The sequence below is a fragment of the Vulcanisaeta souniana JCM 11219 genome, assembly GCF_026000775.1.
In the GTDB taxonomy this organism is placed as follows: domain Archaea; phylum Thermoproteota; class Thermoprotei; order Thermoproteales; family Thermocladiaceae; genus Vulcanisaeta; species Vulcanisaeta souniana.
The window spans coordinates 2,099,071-2,118,892 of sequence record NZ_AP026830.1 but is presented as its reverse complement, the minus strand read 5'-3'; the positions used below and the strand labels follow the sequence as shown (position 1 = coordinate 2,118,892).

Here is a 19,822-nt window from a genome sequence, read left to right as displayed (position 1 = left end):
GAACACTTTAAAGTAATTACGGCGTTGCAACAGCGTTAAGTAATTAAATAGGTATGGAGGTTAGTCATGAGCATTATGCCGATTGATTATAGGGCTGTTGGGCTTAAGGTCGGCTTGGAGATACACGTTCAATTGAATACGGGTAGGAAGTTATTCTGTAATTGTCCACCCATTGTTAGGAATGACGAGCCTCACTTCAGGGTTATTAGGAGGTTGAGGCCTAGCATGAGTGAGCTTGGTGAGGTTGATCCGGCAGCTATTTGGGAGTTTAGGAAGCGTAAGACCTTCGTTTATGAGGGTTATTACGACACCACATGCCTCGTGGAGCTTGATGAGGAGCCGCCGCATGACCCAGACCCTGAGTCGCTTGAGGTTGCCCTTGCCGTTGCCATGATGTTCAATGCCAAGATATTTGATGAGGTTTACGTAATGAGGAAGACGGTCATAGATGGCTCAAACACCTCGGGCTTCCAGAGGACCATGCTCATTGCACATGATGGTCTCGCTAAATTCTTTGATTATAAGGTGCCCATACAGACGATAGCCCTTGAGGAGGATGCGGCTAGGAAGATTGAGGAGAGGGGTGACACGGTTGTTTATAGGCTTGATAGGCTCGGTATACCACTTATCGAGATATCCACGGGAATACTCACGTACAGTCCCCAGGAGGTTATGGAGGTGGCCTACTACATTGGGCATAGTATTAAGATGACAGGTAAGGCCAAGAGGGGTCTTGGCACGGTTAGGCAGGACGTGAATGTATCCATTGAGGGTGGTGCTAAGACGGAGATTAAGGGTGTTCCAGACCTCAGCCTGATACCCAAGGTCATTGAGTACGAGGTTCAGCGCCAATTGAATCTATTGGCTATCCGTGATGAATTAATCAAGAGAGGCGTGAGGGAGGACTGGCTTGTTAAGGATTTCGTTGATGTCACTGACATATTCTCATCCACTAAATCCAACCTAATCAGGAAGGTCCTCGATAATGGCGGTAGGGTGATAGCCATAAAGACGCCAGGCCTAAAGGGCATATTGGGTAAGGAGGTTCAGCCAAATAGGAGGTTTGGCACGGAGTTGGCGGATAGGGTTAGGGTTTGGACTAGCCTATCCGGTCTAATACATAGTGATGAATTGCCTGGCTATGGAATAACCGCTGAGGAGGTTTCCAAGGTATCCTCGAGGCTTGGTGTTGACTCATTCATACTCCTTGCGGGTACGTCGAATAGGGACTTGGTGGATGCCGTGGATGTAATTGTTGGCAGGATTAGGGAGACACTGCATGGCGTTCCTGAGGAGACTAGGGCGGCTAATCCAGACGGTACGACGAGGTTCATGAGACCTAGACCCGGTGCCGCTAGGATGTATCCAGAGACTGACCTTAGGCCCATAAGGATTACCAAGGAAGCACTGGCCAGGGCTAGGGCACTAATACCAGAACCGATTGAGTCCAGGGTGAGTAGGTATGTGGGTTATGGCATGAGTAGGGAACTGGCGATGCAGGTTATAAAGTCCCCATTCTATGACTTGATTGATTACCTAATAGGTGAGTTACAGGGTAAGGTTCCAGCTACGTTAATAGCAAACACGGTGGTGAACACCATGAAGTCACTCCAAAGGGATGGCGTTGATGTATCCGTGATAACTGAGGACCACCTTAAGGCAATATTTAATGAGTATTCCCAGGGCGTAATAACCAAGGAGGCAATACCCGACGTAATAGCAGCATGGAGTAAGGAACCCAACAAACCCATCAACGACATAATCAATAAACTGGGGTTGAGGAGAATGAGTCCTGAGGAAGTTAGGAGGTACGTAATGGAGAAAGCACCTAAACTCGGCATAAATGATAGGAATAAGCTCATGAATGCGTTAATGAAAGAACTGAGGGGTAGGGCTGACCCAAATGACATAATGGCTGCAATTAATGAATACTTAAGAAATAGTAGATAAATTCTCTATATTATATGAAATCTTATATTTATATATCATGTATAATTGATAAGTATTCATAAACTATTTATAACCTTATGCATTTTCACAAATTAATAACTTAATAAATCTATGACTATAATACTTATTTTCTTTATTTCTCTATTTCCATTCTAGGTATTTTATTTGCATTCATCGTTGAGATATACTTTATATGAACTAAGTGATAAAACATAAAAATATTTTATATAGATTCATTCCACCATGAACTCCAGAATTTCAATAGCTAGTCGTTTAGAGAGGTTGCCCTGGACTTCAATGCACACAAAACTACTTGCGCTCTTAACTCTTGGTGAGTTCTTTGAGCTTTATGATTGGTTTGTTGGTGGTTTTGTCGCAGTTCCCCTGGCTTCGTACTTCCATGTACCCCTCACCACCTCCTTGTACTATACCGTGGCCATATTTTACCTAGGCGCCTTCGTTGGGTGCATATTGTTTACGTACATTGGTGATTCCATGGGTAGGAGGACGGCCTTAATAATTAACATGGTCATAGCGGGTATTGGTTTCTTAATAACGCCATTCATGCCAAACATATACTTATATGGTTTGATAAGGTTCATAACAGGTCTTGGCGTTGGTCCTGAGTCAATACTCGTGGTTGACGTATTGACTACGGAATTCTTCCCAGCCAGAATTAGGGGTAGGGCATTGGCTAGGGCTTATACGGCTGCCTGGGTAGCGCCAATAGTCGTTGCTGCCCTTGCCTATGCCTTATTACCGCATAGGTATCTTCTCTATGGTTGGCAGTGGTTATACATAATCGCAGGTATCGGTATTGTCTTAATAATCCCATGGAGGTTCTTAATACCTGAGTCACCAAGGTGGTTAGAGAGTAGGGGTAAGTATGAGGAGGCCGATAGGATAGTGAGTATATTTGAGGAGGTAGCTAGGAGAGAGAAGGGTGAGTTACCACAACCAATTCCTGTTGAGGTTACTACGGTACAAAGAGTACCGATAGGCGATCTATTCAAGGGTGAGTATAGGAGAAGAACAATAATGCTCTGGATTTTTGAGTTCCTGCAGACAGGCGTTTACTATGGCTTTGCGTCATTAGCTCCGTCAGTATTATTTGTTAAAGGCATAACCCTGGTGAAGACGCTTCAATACTCGTTACTCATATACACCGGTTACTTCATTTCTTCATTAATATCCATGTTCATAATAGACAGCGTCAAGTTCGATAGGAAGTGGCAGACGGCGATCATAATGTTGGTCATGGGTTTTGTTGGATTAGCCTTCGGTTTTTCATTAACCCCAGCAGAGGCCGTAAGCACTGGATTCCTATTTGCATTATTGGCTAATATATTCTCGAATGCATTCCATCAGTATGCAGCTGAGTTATACCCAACTAGGATTAGGGCCTTTGCAGACGGAATTCAATATGGCCTAAGTAGGTTGGGTAATTACGTATGGTTGACATTATTACCAATAGTATTAACCACGTATGGCGCTACGGCCATGTACACCATAGTACTAATACTTGCCATAATTACGTTTCTCGATGTCACAATACTGGGCCCCCGGGCATCCCAAATAGTGGTCGAAAAATTATCAAGGTGATCCAATTATTATTTTTATTTAATTAAAGTAATTTGTAAATATTTTAATTAATTACCATTGTATATCCTTGATTAAATATTTAAGCGATTCCAATGCCCTGTCGGTTAATTTTACTGTCTTATTTACCATTGGATGCATCACCGAGATTGCCACTGCAGTTGCCTGTTTTAGTGCCAAATCAAGGCCAGGTTCACTGATCTTTAGGTAGTGAATACTCCTGGGCAATGCGTCTGGACCGTAATCCTCTGGGTATATTGGTTTGGCGGGTATTGCATGATCATTAATTACTAGGTTCACGCTGTTCTCAATACCATTGTATTTAGGCAATAGGTTCCTCATCTCATCGTAATTAAATACATGAACAAATACCGTTAATGATACCTCGTCCTTCCTCGGTACCATAGGGCTATAGGTCCTTATTGCTTCCTTAAGCACGGCATCATCGTCAACTCCCTCTAGATACACAGCTTCCTCTATTTGGAACCATACCGTCGCTGCATCCTCAAATAATACAGTTACTCTGTCATCCACTTTAACATACCTATTAGCCTTGTAATTACTTATTAATTCGTAAACCCTCTCCCTAATACCTGAGTACTGTGACGGTGGGTATACACGGTTTATGATTTTAAGCAGGTCACTTTCCATGGTTAACGCCTTATAACCTACCCAGTGTTTCGTCCTCGACCTCCGTTTTAACCCCCTTACTCTTATAGTACTTCTCAAGTGCCTCGTTGAATCTATTTGCATGGAGTCTCTCTACCTTAGCCACCGCCTCAAGCCACTCGGCAACCTCCAGGAAGCCCTCCTCCCTAGCCACCTTGGCAAAGCCTGGGTACATCTGTGTCCACTCGTAGGTCTCCCCATATATTGAAGCCCTCAGTGCGTCCTCCATCGTATTTATTTCAATCTCGGCAACAGGATCAACACCAAGGAACATTAGATGCCCAAAGGCATGCCCAGTCTCCGCGTTTGCAGTCTTTTCAAAGACCTCAGCTATGTCATTAAGCCCTAACTGCTTAGCCATCCTCGCATAATATAGGTACCTCCTATTTGCCATTGATTCACCCTGAAAGGCGATCTTCAAGTTTTCATAGGTTTTCGTACCCTTTGGAATCTTTTTTGAATCCATGCCTGGTCTGAGTAATGTTTTTATGCTCTAATTTATAAATATTTCGGGTTAGAACTTACTTCGGAAGATCACCACCCAAAGAAGGGCGGTTTACGCAATTACCGTGAACAACAATTATGAGATCCTCAATAATTATACCCATACTACTTAACCTCTTCTCTATTGTGGATATATCGACATTAACATCAATTATTTGCCCCGTGTTCTCACAGATAACATTGATGTGCGGCTCCTTACGCATTTCATACCAAGTCTTTCCATCAGCCTCAAAGGATCTTAGTATACCCAACTTCACGAAGGTGTTTAATGCATTGTACACAGTAGATATACTAATGTTCGGCTCCGTCTTTCTTAATTCATTAAGCACTTGGTCAATATTAAAGTGCCCACCACCCCTTAATAGTCTAAGTATGGCAATTCTCTGCGGCGTTACCTTAAGCCCCTTACTCCTTAGAAGGCTTACTATTTCGTCTGCTCCATTCATTTCGAGATAATAATTACTTCTGGATAATAAAATCTTTCTAGAACCATACCTCAACTGAATACTATATAGTTTATATGTGAATAAGCAATATTAATTACGCCTAGAATACCTAGGCTCGATTGGAATGAATGAGGATAGGGAAGCATACATAGTTTACTTCAAGAGGACAGCATTCTCCAGAGTTAAGAGGGAAGATCCGAAATTCGATGTCTTCTATGAAATAAGTGGTCCAACATTGATATCTAAATTACTCGTAAAGGCAGTCCAGGACATTGGCATAAAACCCGAACAAATAGACCATGTAATAGTTGGTAATGCACTTCAGGGCGGTGATAACTGGAGCATGGGCGGTAGAATACCCGTGTTCCTGGCGAAGTTCCCAGTTACTATACCTGCAATGGCCGTGGACATGCAATGCGCCTCATCCTTTGATGCAATAGGTATTGGAACAATGGAAATATGGACAGGTCAATCAGACATAGTGTTTGCCGGCGGTTACGAGCACATGTCTAGAGTACCAATGTATAATAATCCTTACGTAGTTCCACACCTTGATCTAGCCACGAATCCCGAGTATGCTATGTACGATATGGCCACTGGATACGTAATGGGATTAACAGCAGAGAAGTTGGCAGCTCTCAAGAAGATAAGCAGGGAGGAAATGGATGAGTGGTCCTACAGGAGCCACATATTGGCCAGTAAGGCATACGAGGAGGGTTACTTCAAGGACGAGATACTTCCGATAGAGGTTGTTAAGGATGGGCAGAAGACCGTAGTCGACAAAGACCTAAGCGTTAGGCCCAATACATCAATGGATGCACTGGCTAAGTTACCACCTGCCTTTAAACCCGGTGGCGTAATAACGGCTGGTAACTCAGCCCCCCTAAACTCAGGCGCATCGTTAGTCGTCCTAATGTCCGGCAGAACGGTTAAGGAACTTGGTCTAAAACCACTGGCAAAGGTTGTATCCCTTGGTTGGGCCGCTGTTGATCCATCAATAATGGGCGAAGGCCCAGTACCAGCATCAAAGAAGGCATTAGCCAAGGCAGGACTTAAGGTCGAGGATATAGATATTTGGGAAATAAACGAGGCATTTGCCGTAGTTACATTAAACGCAATTAAGGAGTTGGGTATAGAGAAAAATAGGGTTAATCCAAGGGGAGGCGCAATAGCCATTGGACACCCACTGGGTGCAACAGGTGCAAGGCTTACTGGCACAGTGGCAAGGCAATTACAATTAACTGGTAAGGAGTATGGACTTGCAACTGCATGTGTTGGCGGTGGACAGGGCTATGCAATAATTCTTCAGAGGGCATGAATAAAAATACAAAAATGAAGATTAACCTTAAAATGATCCTTGTTTAATGAAGCCTTGAATGAACTAGACTCATGATGACTCATATTATATATTTAAAAATATTAATTTGTTAGCAACATCATTCCTCCTCAGCCTCTTGAGCCGTTGCTTTAGTCTCCCTGGTTGCATTCTCAGTTTCCTCGACTGCCCTCCTCATTTCATCAACCATCTCCTTGGGTAACGGCTGTATTGATACTGATGCGGCAGTTAGCTTGAGATACCTATCCCAGTAAACGATTACTCCATTGTCCGTGATATCCATTGGGTGCCTAACCATGGATATCTTAGTATCCCTCATCTTCCAAACAATTATTGACCTGTACAGCTTACCATCCACTTCATCGAGATCCATTCTGATAATGCCATCAACCGCATGTTCAACACCTGGCCCGCCAAAACTACGCTCACCAACTGGCACCTGGCTTATGAATAGAGCGGTTGTACCTAGACCCGCAATAACTCTTTTGAGGAGCATAATCGTTGATCTAGCAATGGACGGCTTTGTTAAATATAACGTACTAACTGAGTCTATTGTTACCCTCTTGGCGTTGACATCCTTAATTGCTTGCCTGAGCACATCAACGAGTTCATGGACATTATCCACATCCTTAACCACGTACTTCTCTCTCTGTGAAGTCGAACCAATACCTGCCGTGAATGCATCCACAATTAAGAACCTACCCTCCTTCTCAAACTTTGCTATGTCCCAATTAAAGTGTCTAAAACTTCTCCTAACAGTAACGGGATGTTCCTCAAGGGTCACAAAAACACCACCCTCACCCCTAGCAAGTCCATTGTAGAGGAATTGCTTACCAAATATTGATTTTCCAGTGCCTGGCCCGCCAGAGATAAGGATTACGCTCCTGTCTGGAATACCACCATAAAGCACCTCATCTAAACCAGGTACGTAGGTCCTAACCCTAGGGATAAGCATGGTATTTATCTAAGTTAGTTTCACTTAATTAAAGGTTTTCTTTAAATACTACCTGGTTAAAGATATCTAATCAATAAATTATCTATATATGTTATTTTAATTATATTAAATTAAAATTTTACCACATAAACTTATTATACACAATCAAATTATTGCATAATTTAGTCAGGATAATTCATAGGACTAGGATCACAAAGGGTTAGGAAGCCTCGCCCTTTAGGGCGGGGAGCCGTCAGTTTATTCCTCATGCCCCGCAAAACAGTTCTTATTTACCATTAAATAAGTCAGTACCTTGCGCTGGAGCTTAGTACGATACCCTTTACTAACAAGGATAAGGGAATTAGCGTTTAAGGAAACCGGGAATTAGACTGAACATGCTCTTCTTCGCCTTGCCCTTATTTAATTCAATGATCCGCTTAAGCTCCTCTGGATTGATATTTACACCATTTTTTGATAGAATGCTTATGAGAAGATTGATGTCTGTCTTTCCAGTGTTTAAGTAATCCTTAATTGAAGTATCGTTATTGTTCATTAAGTCATATTGGCTAAGCAGGATCAGGGATACCTCAATACTGAGACCTTTCCTTACTATTTCGTTTAGTAGGTCATCAACCGATTTTGATGTAAAGTAGGTAAGGAGTCTGGTAAGGACCGAGGTACAGAATTCCCTGAATGGGGCTGCACACCAGGAACTCCATTTCCTTATTAGTTTCTGCTCCTCCTTACCCAGCGTAACGATCTTCACATTAATGGGTCTTGCCTTGAGTTTTACCTTCCTTACCTCATCAGCCTTCACTTTCCTGTCTATCTTTTTTAGATCCTTCAATTCCTGTCTATCTATGTTCATTCGATCCACCACAACTTATGATTGTTACCCACGTCTTAAACGCCGTTGCATACTCACTACCCACGCGCTCCTCAAGTAGCTTCACCCAATCATCAACTGTAACCTGCCTAAAAACATCATCAGTCCCAAACATTTCCTGCGCCAATATTGCCTTTTCTATCTTCGTTAACTTCTTAACCTCATCAAGTAAAGTCCTTAGTACATTATGCCCAGTTATAGATGCGGATGCTTGCTGTGGTTGTGCCATGACCTGTTCACGAGCACCTCCCTGCCCCTCGGTCCTATCCTTCTTAGCCGTACTTAAGAAGAGATCCACAGGATTACTCATTAATTCACAAGTGAATAATTGCTTAAAAGGGTTATTAATAAGTTCCCGTAAGCATCGTCTTTATCTGCTTGGTTAAGGTATCTACATATTTATCGAAGGGTATCCTGAAATCTGCAAGGGAACCCTTAGGAACGTAAATCACCAGTGGTTTCATTGTTGACGTTAAATAATGAACTATGGGACTCATCGGCAACACGAAAAACTCACCGTTATGAATGAAACCCCTAATTTTTTGATCCATAACGTCTAAACCAGGTATTGCCTTGTTTAGGATGACATTGATGATCTTTCTAAAGCCCTTCCCAATCATAGGCTGTATGTAGTAATTGTCGATCTCCTCGGCCACCGAGTCGCTGTACGTGGCGTAGTCCAAGACCACATTGATTATTGACGAGAGAAGGAGAGAATTTACGGTTATTACCTGGTCCATGTGCGCCGGTAGGTCAATAATAACGACCTGAGATATTGTCTTCACCACAGAGGAGCTTATAAGATTATTAAACCTAGCCTGTGTAGTCTCTGGGTCCATGTTGAGCTGCCATGTTCTAAGTGTACCGGGTGGTATTACATAAATGCTTGGGATTACTTGTGATCTCGAGATTAACTGGTCTACGTTATCCACGGCGCCATTTATGTAATCCACCACGCCCTGCTTATCAGGGTTTATACCTAGAATTCTACTGGATGTTGCCGTGGAGTCTAGCCCGAGGTCTATAAGCAATACATTACTCCTCAGAGTCTGCGATAGAGCTATGGCAGTATTACTCGCTAGAGTGCTCTTTCCTGTTCCACCCTTTAGTCCACTAAAGAATGAAATTACGACAAACCTGGGTTTAAGCATTGTTAATTATTGTATTTCATGCTTAAAAGGATTTGTGAATTCCTCATCCAGCTTAAGCACGTCCTCCGGAATTTCCTGATTATTCGATGCAGCTGGCTCCGTTTCATTTGCAGCAGTGGAATTGCCCTCGACATCCTTAATGAACTTCTCCGGGTCCTTATAGAAGGCATATAACAAACTGGCTAATTGCTCGTAATTCAGCCCCGAGCTCACTGCCTTTGCTAAGAAGGATCTCCTGTATTGCAATTGCTTAGTCACGTACTCCTCACCATATGTCTTACTCAGGATTTGCAGATACTCATTGAAGTTGTAGATCGCCTTCACGGACCTATGCGTAATTAGCTCATACACATTGGTTGTTTGGTTATACCTAGATTGCTTAGACAGACCCACCTCAACAACGACTGCAATATTCAGGAGATCCCTGGCCTCTAAACCAAGATTTTCGAGCCTAACCTCAGCTGCCTTAATATTATCTGCATGGAATGTTGTTAGGGCCCCGTGTCCAAGTGTTATTGCCTCTGCAAGGGCTCTAAATTCATCCCTAGACCTTGCCTCATTGAGGACTATTATGTCCACACCACTTCTAAGGGCTTGCTTAATTAGTTCGGCCTTATCAATACTCCTTATACCATGGGCATAGGAAACTCTCTCGAACATGGGCTTAACAACCTTATGGTATGGTAGGAAGAGCTCGGCCACATCCATTATTATGGCCATGGGTCTATTCACAAGCATATAAACAATCGCATTCTGCAGACTGGTCTTACCGGCGCCCATGGGGCCAATGATGAGTACTGGGACCTTATGCTCAGCAAGGAGCCAAAGTTTTGTTGCATCCTCAATGTTAACCATGCCCCTGTTTACCATTTCAGGGAGTGTCCATGGTCTCCTGGGTAGTACCCTAATGCTTATGGAGCCCATACTCACAGGCTCAGACTCAACACTAATCCTCACGCCGAACTCGGAATCAACCACAGACGCCACCGGGTTGTAGGCAGTGATTGGTGTTCCTGCTCTACGGCTAGCCCTCCTCATTACGTAGTTCACGAAGTTGTTAAAGTCAAACCTAATGGTTCTAACGACTTTCCTGCCCCTCTTAACTTCATATGGTTCCCAGCCAATGAGGACCTTGACAAGACCAAGTTCTGAGTGATCTAAGTATATACCGCCCAAGCCAAACTTATTTCCCTCCTTATTTATGTAAATATCCGTCACATCATCCATCATGAGGACCGACGTGAGTGGGCCGTAGTGATTATTCCATCGTAAAAATAAATTAGCAACTAGGGTAACACTATCTTGGTCAGCCTTGATCTTGATTTCCCTGAGTGCCCTGATCACTGCCTTCCTAAGTTCCATCCCTGAACCGATTAACTCAACCATTCTTTCAATCGGCAATGCGATTGCCCAATCCGGGACGTTGTCAATAACGTAGGCTATATAGTCGTGAACACCATATTGAGGATCAACAACCCTATACACCTCAATATCTGTCTTAATACCATCGACCTCAACAACGTAATGCTTAACCAACTCCTCACCAATAACCTTAGGCCTGGATACATGCATATTGATCACCAGACCAAAGGTATTAATGGCGCCAGGAATATTGGCATCAGGACTATGCCGAGACCCACTGAGTGCATGGCCTTGCCTGTGAGTATGGCTGTGGATACTGCCAACACCACTAGTGCAGTTGATAAGTTACTTATGTTGAATGTAATGGGCATTGGGACGTTAATGAGGGCTGTACCTGCATTCAGTGATGCAAGCACGTATACCGTAAATAGCATAAATGCATAACCAATTGTTATGAATGGACCGTAAATTAAACCTGTCATTATTGATCGCTTAACATAGTCAATGAATGCGCTGACCACCATTACTATTCTCTCAACGAAATCGCGAACACCCACCGAGTAGGCATAATCCCATAGCGGCATTAACTCCTTCTCAATAATTGTTATGGGCCTTGGAGATTCCGGACTTGGTGAACTAAGTAACTCACCAAAGGACCTCAGGACCCTCGAACCCAGACCAGCATAATCCCTGGCAAACCTAAGAAGTTGCGGTACATAGAACACGGCAAAGCCAACTCCAAACCCGAGTAACGTCACTATAACCGTTCTCTCAATGCCCAAGTGCGACAGATAACTTATTGCGTAACCAACCGTGCCAGTGATCGCCCCAGCAATGCTGGGCTTCTTGTAATCATACTTTGTAATCTCAACCTGAAAATAATGTATTACAGGTACTAGGGCAATCCCGAGAACACCCACAATTGATGGAACACCCAGTATTATCAGAAAGGATAGGATACCAATCATAATGCTCAATACCGTTATTGCCACTAGGGCTTGGGTTTGAAAGTCAATCTGCTGATTAAGTAAGGATGTGTATTTATTCATTAGGGCTAGGAAGGTTATGCCGGGGTCAGAACCTGCTGAGAAGTAGGTACTAGCTAAGGCCACTAATTCGCGTCTGTAATTCCTGGGAAGCATCCATGGATTACCAAGGGAATTAAGTATAGTGGCTATCTTAGCCCATGCCTTGCTTAACTTGGCTGATTCATTAACGGCAAATTCAACTCCCTCAATAGGCACTCTAATTATGAATACTAGATCCGAGACACTTTCTTTAAGATTCATCGAAGTAAGCATGTAATTACTTTAAAAGGGAGATGATAAACAAAAAATAAATGAATTTTTATTGGTTCTTAATGCAGTGGATCATTACGTTACCTGTATTGATTGCGAGCCCGTGCTTGTGGACACATCAACATATGTAACATTTGTGCAGTTGGAGCCCGTGTAAATGAGAGATAATGTATCGCCAGGCTTGAGACTCCATGGCAATGTAGTAGATATCGAGTTTCCATTAAGTGTTACTGAGCTCAGTGAGCATCCTGACGTTACAGCACTATTTCCTGCATATAACGTAACACTATCTATGGTTATTGTACCAACCCCCGTGGTTTTCAGGTTAATAATTAATTGATCACCTGTGGTAGTTGCTTGCCCACTGAGGAAATTAGTCATTCCTAAAGACCTCATTGCGCCGCCATACACTAGGTATAGTATTACTATTGCCATTGTTATACCTACCACGGTTACCACTATCCATAGCAGATTGAACTCACCCCTAGTCGACCTACCCATATTGGTCAAAATTAGTATTGAATTTATTTTTAAGGGGAAATTAAACGTAAAGTCCCATGAACTTCCCCAGACTAGTTACTCTGCTTCGTAATTACCCAGTACGGGTCCTATGAACTTTTAAATTCATATTACAGAAGCCACTTTGAGCTTTTATCCACGTAAATACACCCTTACCAATTACAATTTCGTATTAAGACCCACTGCTAATTCCTGTACGCCAAACCCACCAACCAAAGGTCTCCCTATAGATCGCTGGTTCTGGGCTTAACTTGCCGTAATACACATAGTTATGCACCGAGGCTACGTATGTACTAAATGGCACCGTAATATTAAGAGAGGCTTGCGGATTAGTAATGTAAATTGTGTCAAGCCTGCAGGGCACTATGTACAATACCGAGAGAGAACCATTAAATGAGTTAATGGGAACCAAGTAACCATAGTATGTGGTGTTTAATGCAAGCGTAACGTTAGACGCCAGTCCACTAACTATCACGTCATTATTGCTCATACTGACGACATGGACCACCGGGATAGGGCCTTGCCCAGTAACATCTCCTATCACAACCACCGTGAATCCAGGAAATGGGTAGTTAACCGTTACATTGCTGACCGCAGTATAGGACATTCCATATATTGCTAGGAGATTTATCGTTCCATTTATTGGCAGGTATATGGGTAAGTAAACCGCACGTAGGTGTTCTGTCCCATATGGCATTGAGAAATTATAGCACCCAGCACCACAGGTGGACAAACCCATTTCCTGCAGCAACCACTCGGGTGTTATCCACGTGGTTATGAACCACGCTGTGTTATTCGGCAGCACCAGCAACCTGCCCCAGCACCACCCAGTTCCCATTAGGTAACCCGTGTAGTTCCACCAAGTATCGCCAGAGCTCACGTTATTCATAGGTATGAAGATCGCCCTATTTATGTAAATAGGGATCGCTTGGTTTATGTACTTGGTTACATAGGTAGTATTGTTCATGATCCTATAAACCTCCTTAGTTTCAATAAGACCTAGGGCCTTGGCAATAGGCCGTAAAGGCCTAAGGTGAGGGCTAGTCACTATTATCACCAGCAACGCAATTAATATTATGATTAAAACCTTGGTTGCTGTCTCTGTGTAGTACCACCACTCGCCCAACCATCCCATTGAGAGTATTCCTGAAAAGACCCTAATAAGGTAACTAGTACATGGTATTTGTTTAATTAGGTAAATTTTGATGATTAAGGAGGTAAGGGTGGGAAACATATTGGTGGCGGAGGTGGGAAGTCACCAAATAATACTGGTATTGAGAAGCATGTCTCGTTTACCTGGGTGCAATTAACATTGATATTTATAGCACTACCTGCACTGTACGTATTACTTATATAGTATGGCTGCACTTGACATGCATAACCATCTGGATCACTGGCTAACGATGCCCTCATGTTTATTTGTATTGGTGTATATGGAGGATTTAGATAAACCGTGGATGAACCAGTCCCGCTTATTATGTAGTATTGATACACGGGTCCTGTGATCAAGTACCAACCCCCCAAATTCGTAAAACTCAGGTAGTTCCATGTAATTACCCAAGTGGCATTGTATGGATCATTCACAACGATCCTAATTGAGCTCCCAGCACCTGCATCATCAGTCACCCAACCATTAGCACTGGTTATTGTGCACACGCTTGGATCTATCGCCGAGCACACAAGTGCCGCGGTTGGTAATTGACTTGTTTGGTAGAACCACCATTGGTTCTGATCGAGCGCACTGCTACTCACATTGATAATTTCACCATTGGCCAAGAATATTTCCTTAATAATGAAGGGCTCATGACCCGTATTCACAATACCCATGTAATAACCGTTGTTATAGGGCACAACGTCAGCCACAGGCCATAGGTAATTCTCGAGGACTTGTTTATGTACATAGACGTAGTAACCATAGAGCCCACTGCCGAGCACCAATGATGCAATTACCATCGCTAATACAAAGCCCATGGTACCTGTTAGTATTTCATCAAAGGCCATCATTAGCTAGTAATGCATTATTTAAAAGAGTGTCAGGGAGTAGTTGTTTGGTTAATTGGTGTTGATGGGCATGAAACATACGTCATACCATTGCTGCTGTAATATAGACAGTAACCATCAGTCTGGGGAAACCCAACAGCATTGCTGGAGTTTATTGGACTCGGTGGTTTGTATGCTCCCATTGAGCCGGCCCACTGCGTCTTGTCTGCATTAGATTTTAGAAGCGGCATGCTTATTGTAACTAGCCCCACTATGGCTATTATTGTTAATGCCATTATTATTGCAATTAATAGTGCCGATATCCCTCTTGATGCCATTATTTAGTTGCTGTTGCTGCATTTATAAGGGCTCTTAGGTGAAATTGAAACAAAAAATTATAGGCTATATAGTGAAAAAGTTTATGTAATTACAGCCACACTTTTAATACATAATGAGGTTTGTAAATGATAACGGCGAGGTGATTACTGAGAACGGCGAGGTGACAGACATAATTTATGAAGGCACTGAGTACTACCCAGCCCTACCAAAATACTATAATAATACCATCATAAGGAACAACTCAAGTGAAACTTTTAGGCATATTATGGCAATAAAGAGAGCATTTATGCCCGTGGAGGGTATTAGGGATCTTGAAGACATTGTCAGGAATTGGGTAACCGAGTTCAAGATAATTCTCGATAAGGCTGGCATACCGTACAATGAGAGACAAGTAGTGGCGCTTGCCATGTCACTAAGGGGTAAATGGCCTGTAAAGAGACCGACACCATATGAAGTCCTTGAGTGCGTTCTGGATCCAGGTTGCATTAAGTATAATCCTGGCCTCAGGAGACTTATTGAGAACACGTTTAACGAAGTCTTTGGTTCGTTAATTAGTGTACAGATAAACAGGGTTCTTAGGGAATGGGATCTAGAGAATGTCATTAACGTTAATGACGTTCTTAATAAATACATTGACATCAGCAGGGTAACGAGATTCAGGAGAAGGCATCTTTACAGAAGAACGCTCATAGAGCTCGCCATAACTGCAGTACTACTTGAGAACTCGGATAGAAATACTGTCGAAGATATACTCAGGGAATTAGGTAAGGAGGAACTCATTAAAATTATAGATACACTATACGGCCTCTGATGATGCCATAGTCGCGATTCATGAATTACCTCTAACTTAATGATGACATTAATGCATGGATGTCATCGTAATTAGCATATGTACTATGATTCTACACCATAGTAATATTTAGAAGATTTGTCAATAACTATATAATTAATCTCTCAAGTTATTAAAAATAATTCATGAGCATCACTAAAGCTAGCCTTATAAAAGCATTAATAGTCAAAATAAAGAGGTTAATGGAAGTCAAGGATCTAATCATCAAGCTCGGCATCGTAAGGGAGAAATACGAAATGAGACTCAGGGATTTAATGAAGTATTTTACCATACCTAATTGGCATCCATGCGCATGTCCACATGGCGAGACGGAAAGGGCAATCATTGAGGGCCATATTGAGGAGTTGGCTAGGATTGGCGGTAAACTTCTCCAACCAATGCTCGTGTTACACCTAGATAATGCCAATTATCTGATTGCTGATGTGTGTATATACAACGCATTATCAGCATTATCAGGAAATATGAATTACGTACTTGATAGGGTCTGGACTGAGGTTTGGGATCTTGGTAAATTTGATAAGGAGGATAGGTATGTAGCAATGGCTATAGCCGCCACAATATGCGTAGCCTACAAGAACAGGGTCCTGAAGGATGTTAAGCTACAGTTTGCTAAGGAATTGATTAAAAATTATGTACTTAAGGTTGCGGAGAAAGACCGGGACAAAGCTGAGACTGTAATAGAGGGACTAAGAAAGTATGAGGGAATTATGGTAATAGTTAAGGAACTTGCAGATATCCTGGGCATGAGCGAAAGAAACGCCCATAGATACATCATAGCTGTACTAAACGATGACTTCATAAATGAACTAAGAAACATAGTTAAGAATGGAGTGTCACAGGATGACTTTACTAATTATGGAATTAACGATGCAAGCGCAATCAATAATACGATACCGAAAGCAACAACAAAGAATCAGTTAGATATTTCCAAGAGGATATACATAATACAAATAGCCAAGCGCATCAATGCATCGCTGAATGATCTAGGGGATCTAGACAAGCTAACGCAACGTACCCTGGCTAGTCTATCCAAAAAACTCAAAGAACTAAGCCCTGAAGCCGGCAAAAGCCTAGTGAGCAGGGTCATTAGGGCCATTAGGGATAATAATGTCGAAGAGGCCGTGACGTTAATCGAGGGGATGCATAATGAGCATGATGCCTCTAAGGCAATAATTACCATAGATGAAACAAATACTGAGTACATGAAGGAATACAAACCTAGGACGTATAGGTTAAGGGTTGGTGACGTCGAATGCCCAGAAGAATTATGCCCAATATATAAAAGAATAATTAAGGCATTGAAGAACAATGACTTGGAATTATTATATGACGCACTAGAAATGCTTGCAAGACATATAGGTAAGGATGAGCTGTTATGGGAGATAGAAAAGAAATTAAGCAGTGACGAACTTAGAGATTTAGTAAACGTAATAATTAATAACGAAGTAGCAAGTAGAAAAATATGGGATCTCATAAAAATGGTGGCTAAGAACGACCAAGACAATGCCTGCAAATTAATAAGCGAATTCTTTGAAGCGCAAAATCCACACCTTAAGGACGAGTAAGACCAACTACCCCACACCATAGGGACTGCTCTCATTTTCGAAGTATAATGGCATAACACTTCCTAGCTCATTATTCCGTACAGTTATACAAAACATTACGATAGTAAGATAAAGTTTCCCAAAATAGAGATTAATAATATTATTAATATTTAATAACTAAATAATTATATATCTTTTAATAAAAATTATATTAAGAAATATAATAATTATTATTAATGAATTTCTTGAATTAAAACACAATAATGAAAAGCTTAAAACCTAAAACAGGGTAACTCAAATCGCGGCCGTAGTCTAGCCTGGTCTAGGATGGCGGCCTTCCGAGCCGCAGAACCCGGGTTCGAATCCCGGCGGCCGCACCAAAAATCATTCAATTCCTCCGTCATCGTGTTACAATTCGATGCACTTCTTGTTACAGAACCCTTAAATACATCCTCTGTAACACCTATTACAGATATTGTTGATTGCGAGCTTTACGATTTGAGCAGGATTTCGAATGATGTTAGGGTTAAAATCATTAACTATATTATGGAGAATAAGAATGTTAGGGCTCGTGACCTTGGCGTCACGCTTAACTTAATCAGCATGATTAGGAGTGGTAAGCGTAGGGTTACTGAGGATTTGCTTTGTAGGGCTATGGCTTACTTATCGTCTGATGAGCTTGCTAAACTGCTTGGTGAGTTGCCAGAGCTTGAGCCTGCCACAGTCAATGATATTATTAAGGTGGTTGTTAGGGCGAGGGCTGACCCAGCCTTCCGCGAACTCCTCCTCTCATACCTCGATAGGTACCTCGGCGAGTACATTAGGAGCGTTGGCAGGCAGTGGGTCGTAACTAAGGAGGACATTGACGCCTACATCAAGGCAATGAGGCTTAAGGGCATTAAAGAGAAGACTCTACGTGACAGACTCCACTACATCCAGCGTGCCCTATCAGAAATGAATTGGGTGCTCAGCCCTGAAGGCATTCGTGATTACCTGGCAAGTATTATTGAGGAGGAGTCGCCACACGTTGTTAGGCACATAACGGTGAGCTTGAAATCATTCATCAAGAACACATTGCAAGCCAAGGACCCAGGGCTGTTTGCAATACTATACAACAGCTTTAGAACTATTAAACCGAAGAATCACGGCAAGGTTAAATTACCCACGATTGAGGAGCTCAAGCAAATACTACAAAGGATTGAGTCAATCGAGACAAAAACCTACTTCTTGATCCTCGCGGAGACAGGCCTTAGACCCTCAGAGCCCTTCTTAGTAAGTATGGATGATATTGACTTGGAACATGGGATGCTCAGGATTGGTAAGGTTGAGGAGACCAAGAGGTCATTCATAGCCTTCCTGAGACCCGAAACCATCGACTTCATTAAAAACCAATACCTGCCCTACAGGGATAGGTTCCTAAGCATGATCGTGAAGGGGATGGAAGCGGCAGAGTGGTCCAGGAACTACGTGGACAACCTAAAACAGAGATTCCTACCCTTCGACCAAGGTAGGCTAAGGCGTGAGATTAAGGACTCGGCTAGGCATGTCCTGGGTAGGGAGTTTGAGCTTTATGAGCTTAGGAAGTTCTTCGCAACCTGGATGATTTCAAGAGGCGTACCAGAGTCAATTGTGAATACCCTGCAGGGCAGGGCACCACCCACTGAGTACCGAGTCCTCATCGAGCATTACTGGAGCCCAAGGCATGAGGAGCTACGCCAATGGTACCTAAGGCACGCACCGTGCTTGTTATGTTAGTATGCTTTGTTAGTGAGGTTATTTGTTTTATTGGTCTTGCTGTGTCTTGTTCTTAATGGCTTTCCTGTTAAGGAGTTTTGTATTGATGAGTACTTAATCATGGTGGAGCCAGTAACAGCCTCCTCATAACCACGATAGGGCATAAGACACTCCTGCACCTAGGGCAGAACCTAAGACCCTGAGGCATAATATGGTACTGATAATGATTAATTAATATTTAAGCATCAACTTGCAGAATTTAGTTAATGCAGTCAGTGCGTGAGACGGCGTTTCAAGACAAGTTACGTGATTTAATCCTTGGCATAATCAGGCTGGCCTCCCCACTCTCATATTGGTCATACCTCCTATCCCAGCCAACTACCCTGAGCCTAAAACCACCAGTCAACTCAACGTAACCATCCCTAACCCTATACCCGTCGCCTGGCGTTAGCCACATCCTCAGCGTCTTAACGACCGGTACCCTGCCCCTGTTTGGATTCCGTAAACCTCAATCAACCTCCTAATCACGTCGTCGTAAGTCTCCCTGGGGTGTATCTTCAACTTCCTCAACTCCTCCTTAGTATCCCTACTAACCCTAATCGGCTCAGTAACAGGCATACTACAGAAGTAGCAAGAAGTAACCTAAAAACATAACCCCGAAAGGCGAGACTTGCCTCATTTAATGTCATTTGGTTCACGGACGCTAAACCAATAATCGAGA

22 protein-coding genes and 1 tRNA gene are annotated in these 19,822 nt (G+C 42.6%); 7 read left to right on the top strand and 16 right to left on the bottom strand.

The genetic code is table 11. The features are described from left to right. The first annotated feature begins 81 nt into the window (after positions 1 to 81). Together gatE and Vsou_RS11515 are read left to right on the top strand one after the other, a co-directional pair. A complete protein-coding gene (gene gatE, locus Vsou_RS11520) occupies positions 82 to 1,950 on the top strand; it encodes a Glu-tRNA(Gln) amidotransferase subunit GatE (protein ID WP_188603389.1) in 1,869 nt (622 codons plus the stop codon). A 255-nt stretch (positions 1,951 to 2,205) separates the two neighbouring features. Next, positions 2,206 to 3,552, top strand: a complete 1,347-nt coding sequence (locus tag Vsou_RS11515) for an MFS transporter (RefSeq protein WP_188603388.1) — start codon at positions 2,206 to 2,208, stop codon at positions 3,550 to 3,552. 51 nt (positions 3,553 to 3,603) lie between these two features. On the opposite strand, the gene Vsou_RS11510 is transcribed toward Vsou_RS11515, so the two are convergent. The 3 genes from Vsou_RS11510 to Vsou_RS11500 are packed head-to-tail and all read right to left on the bottom strand — an operon-like array spanning position 3,604 to position 5,168. Next, on the bottom strand, positions 3,604 to 4,200 hold the full coding sequence (locus Vsou_RS11510) for a DUF3501 family protein (RefSeq protein WP_054843782.1): 597 nt from the start codon (positions 4,198 to 4,200) through the stop codon (positions 3,604 to 3,606). A 10-nt stretch (positions 4,201 to 4,210) separates the two neighbouring features. Then, on the bottom strand, positions 4,211 to 4,684 hold the full coding sequence (locus tag Vsou_RS11505; RefSeq protein WP_188603317.1) for a rubrerythrin family protein: 474 nt from the start codon (positions 4,682 to 4,684) through the stop codon (positions 4,211 to 4,213). A gap of 55 nt (positions 4,685 to 4,739) precedes the next feature. Beyond that, positions 4,740 to 5,168, bottom strand: a complete 429-nt coding sequence (locus tag Vsou_RS11500; protein ID WP_188603316.1) for a Fur family transcriptional regulator — start codon at positions 5,166 to 5,168, stop codon at positions 4,740 to 4,742. Between the two features lie 124 nt (positions 5,169 to 5,292). Here Vsou_RS11500 and Vsou_RS11495 point away from each other — a divergent pair, with 124 nt between their 5' ends. Continuing rightward, entirely contained in the window at positions 5,293 to 6,486 is a 1,194-nt protein-coding gene (locus tag Vsou_RS11495; protein ID WP_188603315.1) for an acetyl-CoA C-acetyltransferase, read from the top strand. 118 nt (positions 6,487 to 6,604) lie between these two features. On the opposite strand, the gene Vsou_RS11490 is transcribed toward Vsou_RS11495, so the two are convergent. The 10 genes from Vsou_RS11490 to Vsou_RS11445 form a co-directional block, all read right to left on the bottom strand. Next, positions 6,605 to 7,459 carry a KaiC domain-containing protein gene (locus tag Vsou_RS11490; protein WP_229709814.1) on the bottom strand — a complete coding sequence of 285 codons (855 nt, stop codon included), beginning with the start codon at positions 7,457 to 7,459 and terminating at the stop codon, positions 6,605 to 6,607. 340 nt (positions 7,460 to 7,799) lie between these two features. After that, positions 7,800 to 8,306, bottom strand: coding sequence for a hypothetical protein (locus tag Vsou_RS11485; RefSeq protein ID WP_188603314.1), 507 nt, complete (start codon positions 8,304 to 8,306; stop codon positions 7,800 to 7,802). Then, positions 8,293 to 8,634, bottom strand: coding sequence for a hypothetical protein (locus Vsou_RS11480; RefSeq protein WP_054843778.1), 342 nt, complete (start codon positions 8,632 to 8,634; stop codon positions 8,293 to 8,295). The genes Vsou_RS11485 and Vsou_RS11480 overlap by 14 nt, the downstream gene beginning before the upstream one ends. A gap of 34 nt (positions 8,635 to 8,668) precedes the next feature. Then, on the bottom strand, positions 8,669 to 9,475 hold the full coding sequence (locus Vsou_RS11475; RefSeq protein WP_188603313.1) for an AAA family ATPase: 807 nt from the start codon (positions 9,473 to 9,475) through the stop codon (positions 8,669 to 8,671). A 6-nt stretch (positions 9,476 to 9,481) separates the two neighbouring features. After that, positions 9,482 to 11,047, bottom strand: coding sequence for an ATPase, T2SS/T4P/T4SS family (locus tag Vsou_RS11470; RefSeq protein WP_188603312.1), 1,566 nt, complete (start codon positions 11,045 to 11,047; stop codon positions 9,482 to 9,484). Positions 11,048 to 11,052: 5 nt separating this feature from the next. Beyond that, the gene (locus Vsou_RS11465; RefSeq protein ID WP_188603311.1) at positions 11,053 to 12,126 is read right to left on the bottom strand and encodes a hypothetical protein; all 1,074 of its coding nucleotides are present in this window, start codon (positions 12,124 to 12,126) and stop codon (positions 11,053 to 11,055) included. 84 nt (positions 12,127 to 12,210) lie between these two features. After that, a complete protein-coding gene (locus Vsou_RS11460; protein WP_188603310.1) occupies positions 12,211 to 12,636 on the bottom strand; it encodes a hypothetical protein in 426 nt (141 codons plus the stop codon). 190 nt (positions 12,637 to 12,826) lie between these two features. After that, the gene (locus Vsou_RS11455; protein ID WP_188603309.1) at positions 12,827 to 13,789 is read right to left on the bottom strand and encodes a hypothetical protein; all 963 of its coding nucleotides are present in this window, start codon (positions 13,787 to 13,789) and stop codon (positions 12,827 to 12,829) included. A 74-nt stretch (positions 13,790 to 13,863) separates the two neighbouring features. After that, complete coding sequence (locus tag Vsou_RS11450) at positions 13,864 to 14,655, bottom strand: hypothetical protein (RefSeq protein ID WP_188603308.1); 792 nt, start codon at positions 14,653 to 14,655, stop codon at positions 13,864 to 13,866. A 32-nt stretch (positions 14,656 to 14,687) separates the two neighbouring features. After that, positions 14,688 to 14,972, bottom strand: a complete 285-nt coding sequence (locus Vsou_RS11445) for a hypothetical protein (protein ID WP_188603307.1) — start codon at positions 14,970 to 14,972, stop codon at positions 14,688 to 14,690. A gap of 113 nt (positions 14,973 to 15,085) precedes the next feature. On the opposite strand from Vsou_RS11445, the gene Vsou_RS11440 reads away from it, so the two are divergent. The 4 genes from Vsou_RS11440 (at position 15,086) to Vsou_RS11425 (ending at position 19,122) form a co-directional block, all read left to right on the top strand. Next, positions 15,086 to 15,784 (top strand): hypothetical protein, encoded by a 699-nt coding sequence (locus Vsou_RS11440; protein WP_188603306.1) that lies wholly within the window; start codon positions 15,086 to 15,088, stop codon positions 15,782 to 15,784. Between the two features lie 221 nt (positions 15,785 to 16,005). Beyond that, positions 16,006 to 17,388, top strand: coding sequence for a response regulator (locus Vsou_RS11435; RefSeq protein ID WP_188603305.1), 1,383 nt, complete (start codon positions 16,006 to 16,008; stop codon positions 17,386 to 17,388). Positions 17,389 to 17,668: 280 nt separating this feature from the next. Next, positions 17,669 to 17,747: transfer RNA gene (locus tag Vsou_RS11430), tRNA-Gly, on the top strand. Between the two features lie 118 nt (positions 17,748 to 17,865). Beyond that, positions 17,866 to 19,122, top strand: coding sequence for a site-specific integrase (locus tag Vsou_RS11425; protein WP_188603304.1), 1,257 nt, complete (start codon positions 17,866 to 17,868; stop codon positions 19,120 to 19,122). Here Vsou_RS11425 and Vsou_RS11420 read toward each other — a convergent pair. The 3 genes from Vsou_RS11420 to Vsou_RS11410 all read right to left on the bottom strand — a co-directional run bounded on the left by Vsou_RS11420 (position 19,119) and on the right by Vsou_RS11410 (position 19,719). Further along, a complete protein-coding gene (locus Vsou_RS11420) occupies positions 19,119 to 19,265 on the bottom strand; it encodes a hypothetical protein (protein WP_188603303.1) in 147 nt (48 codons plus the stop codon). The genes Vsou_RS11425 and Vsou_RS11420 overlap by 4 nt on opposite strands. Positions 19,266 to 19,393: 128 nt before the next feature. Continuing rightward, the gene (locus tag Vsou_RS11415; protein WP_188603302.1) at positions 19,394 to 19,558 is read right to left on the bottom strand and encodes a hypothetical protein; all 165 of its coding nucleotides are present in this window, start codon (positions 19,556 to 19,558) and stop codon (positions 19,394 to 19,396) included. Positions 19,559 to 19,560: 2 nt separating this feature from the next. After that, on the bottom strand, positions 19,561 to 19,719 hold the full coding sequence (locus Vsou_RS11410; RefSeq protein WP_188603301.1) for a DUF7557 family protein: 159 nt from the start codon (positions 19,717 to 19,719) through the stop codon (positions 19,561 to 19,563). Positions 19,720 to 19,822 lie beyond the last annotated feature (103 nt).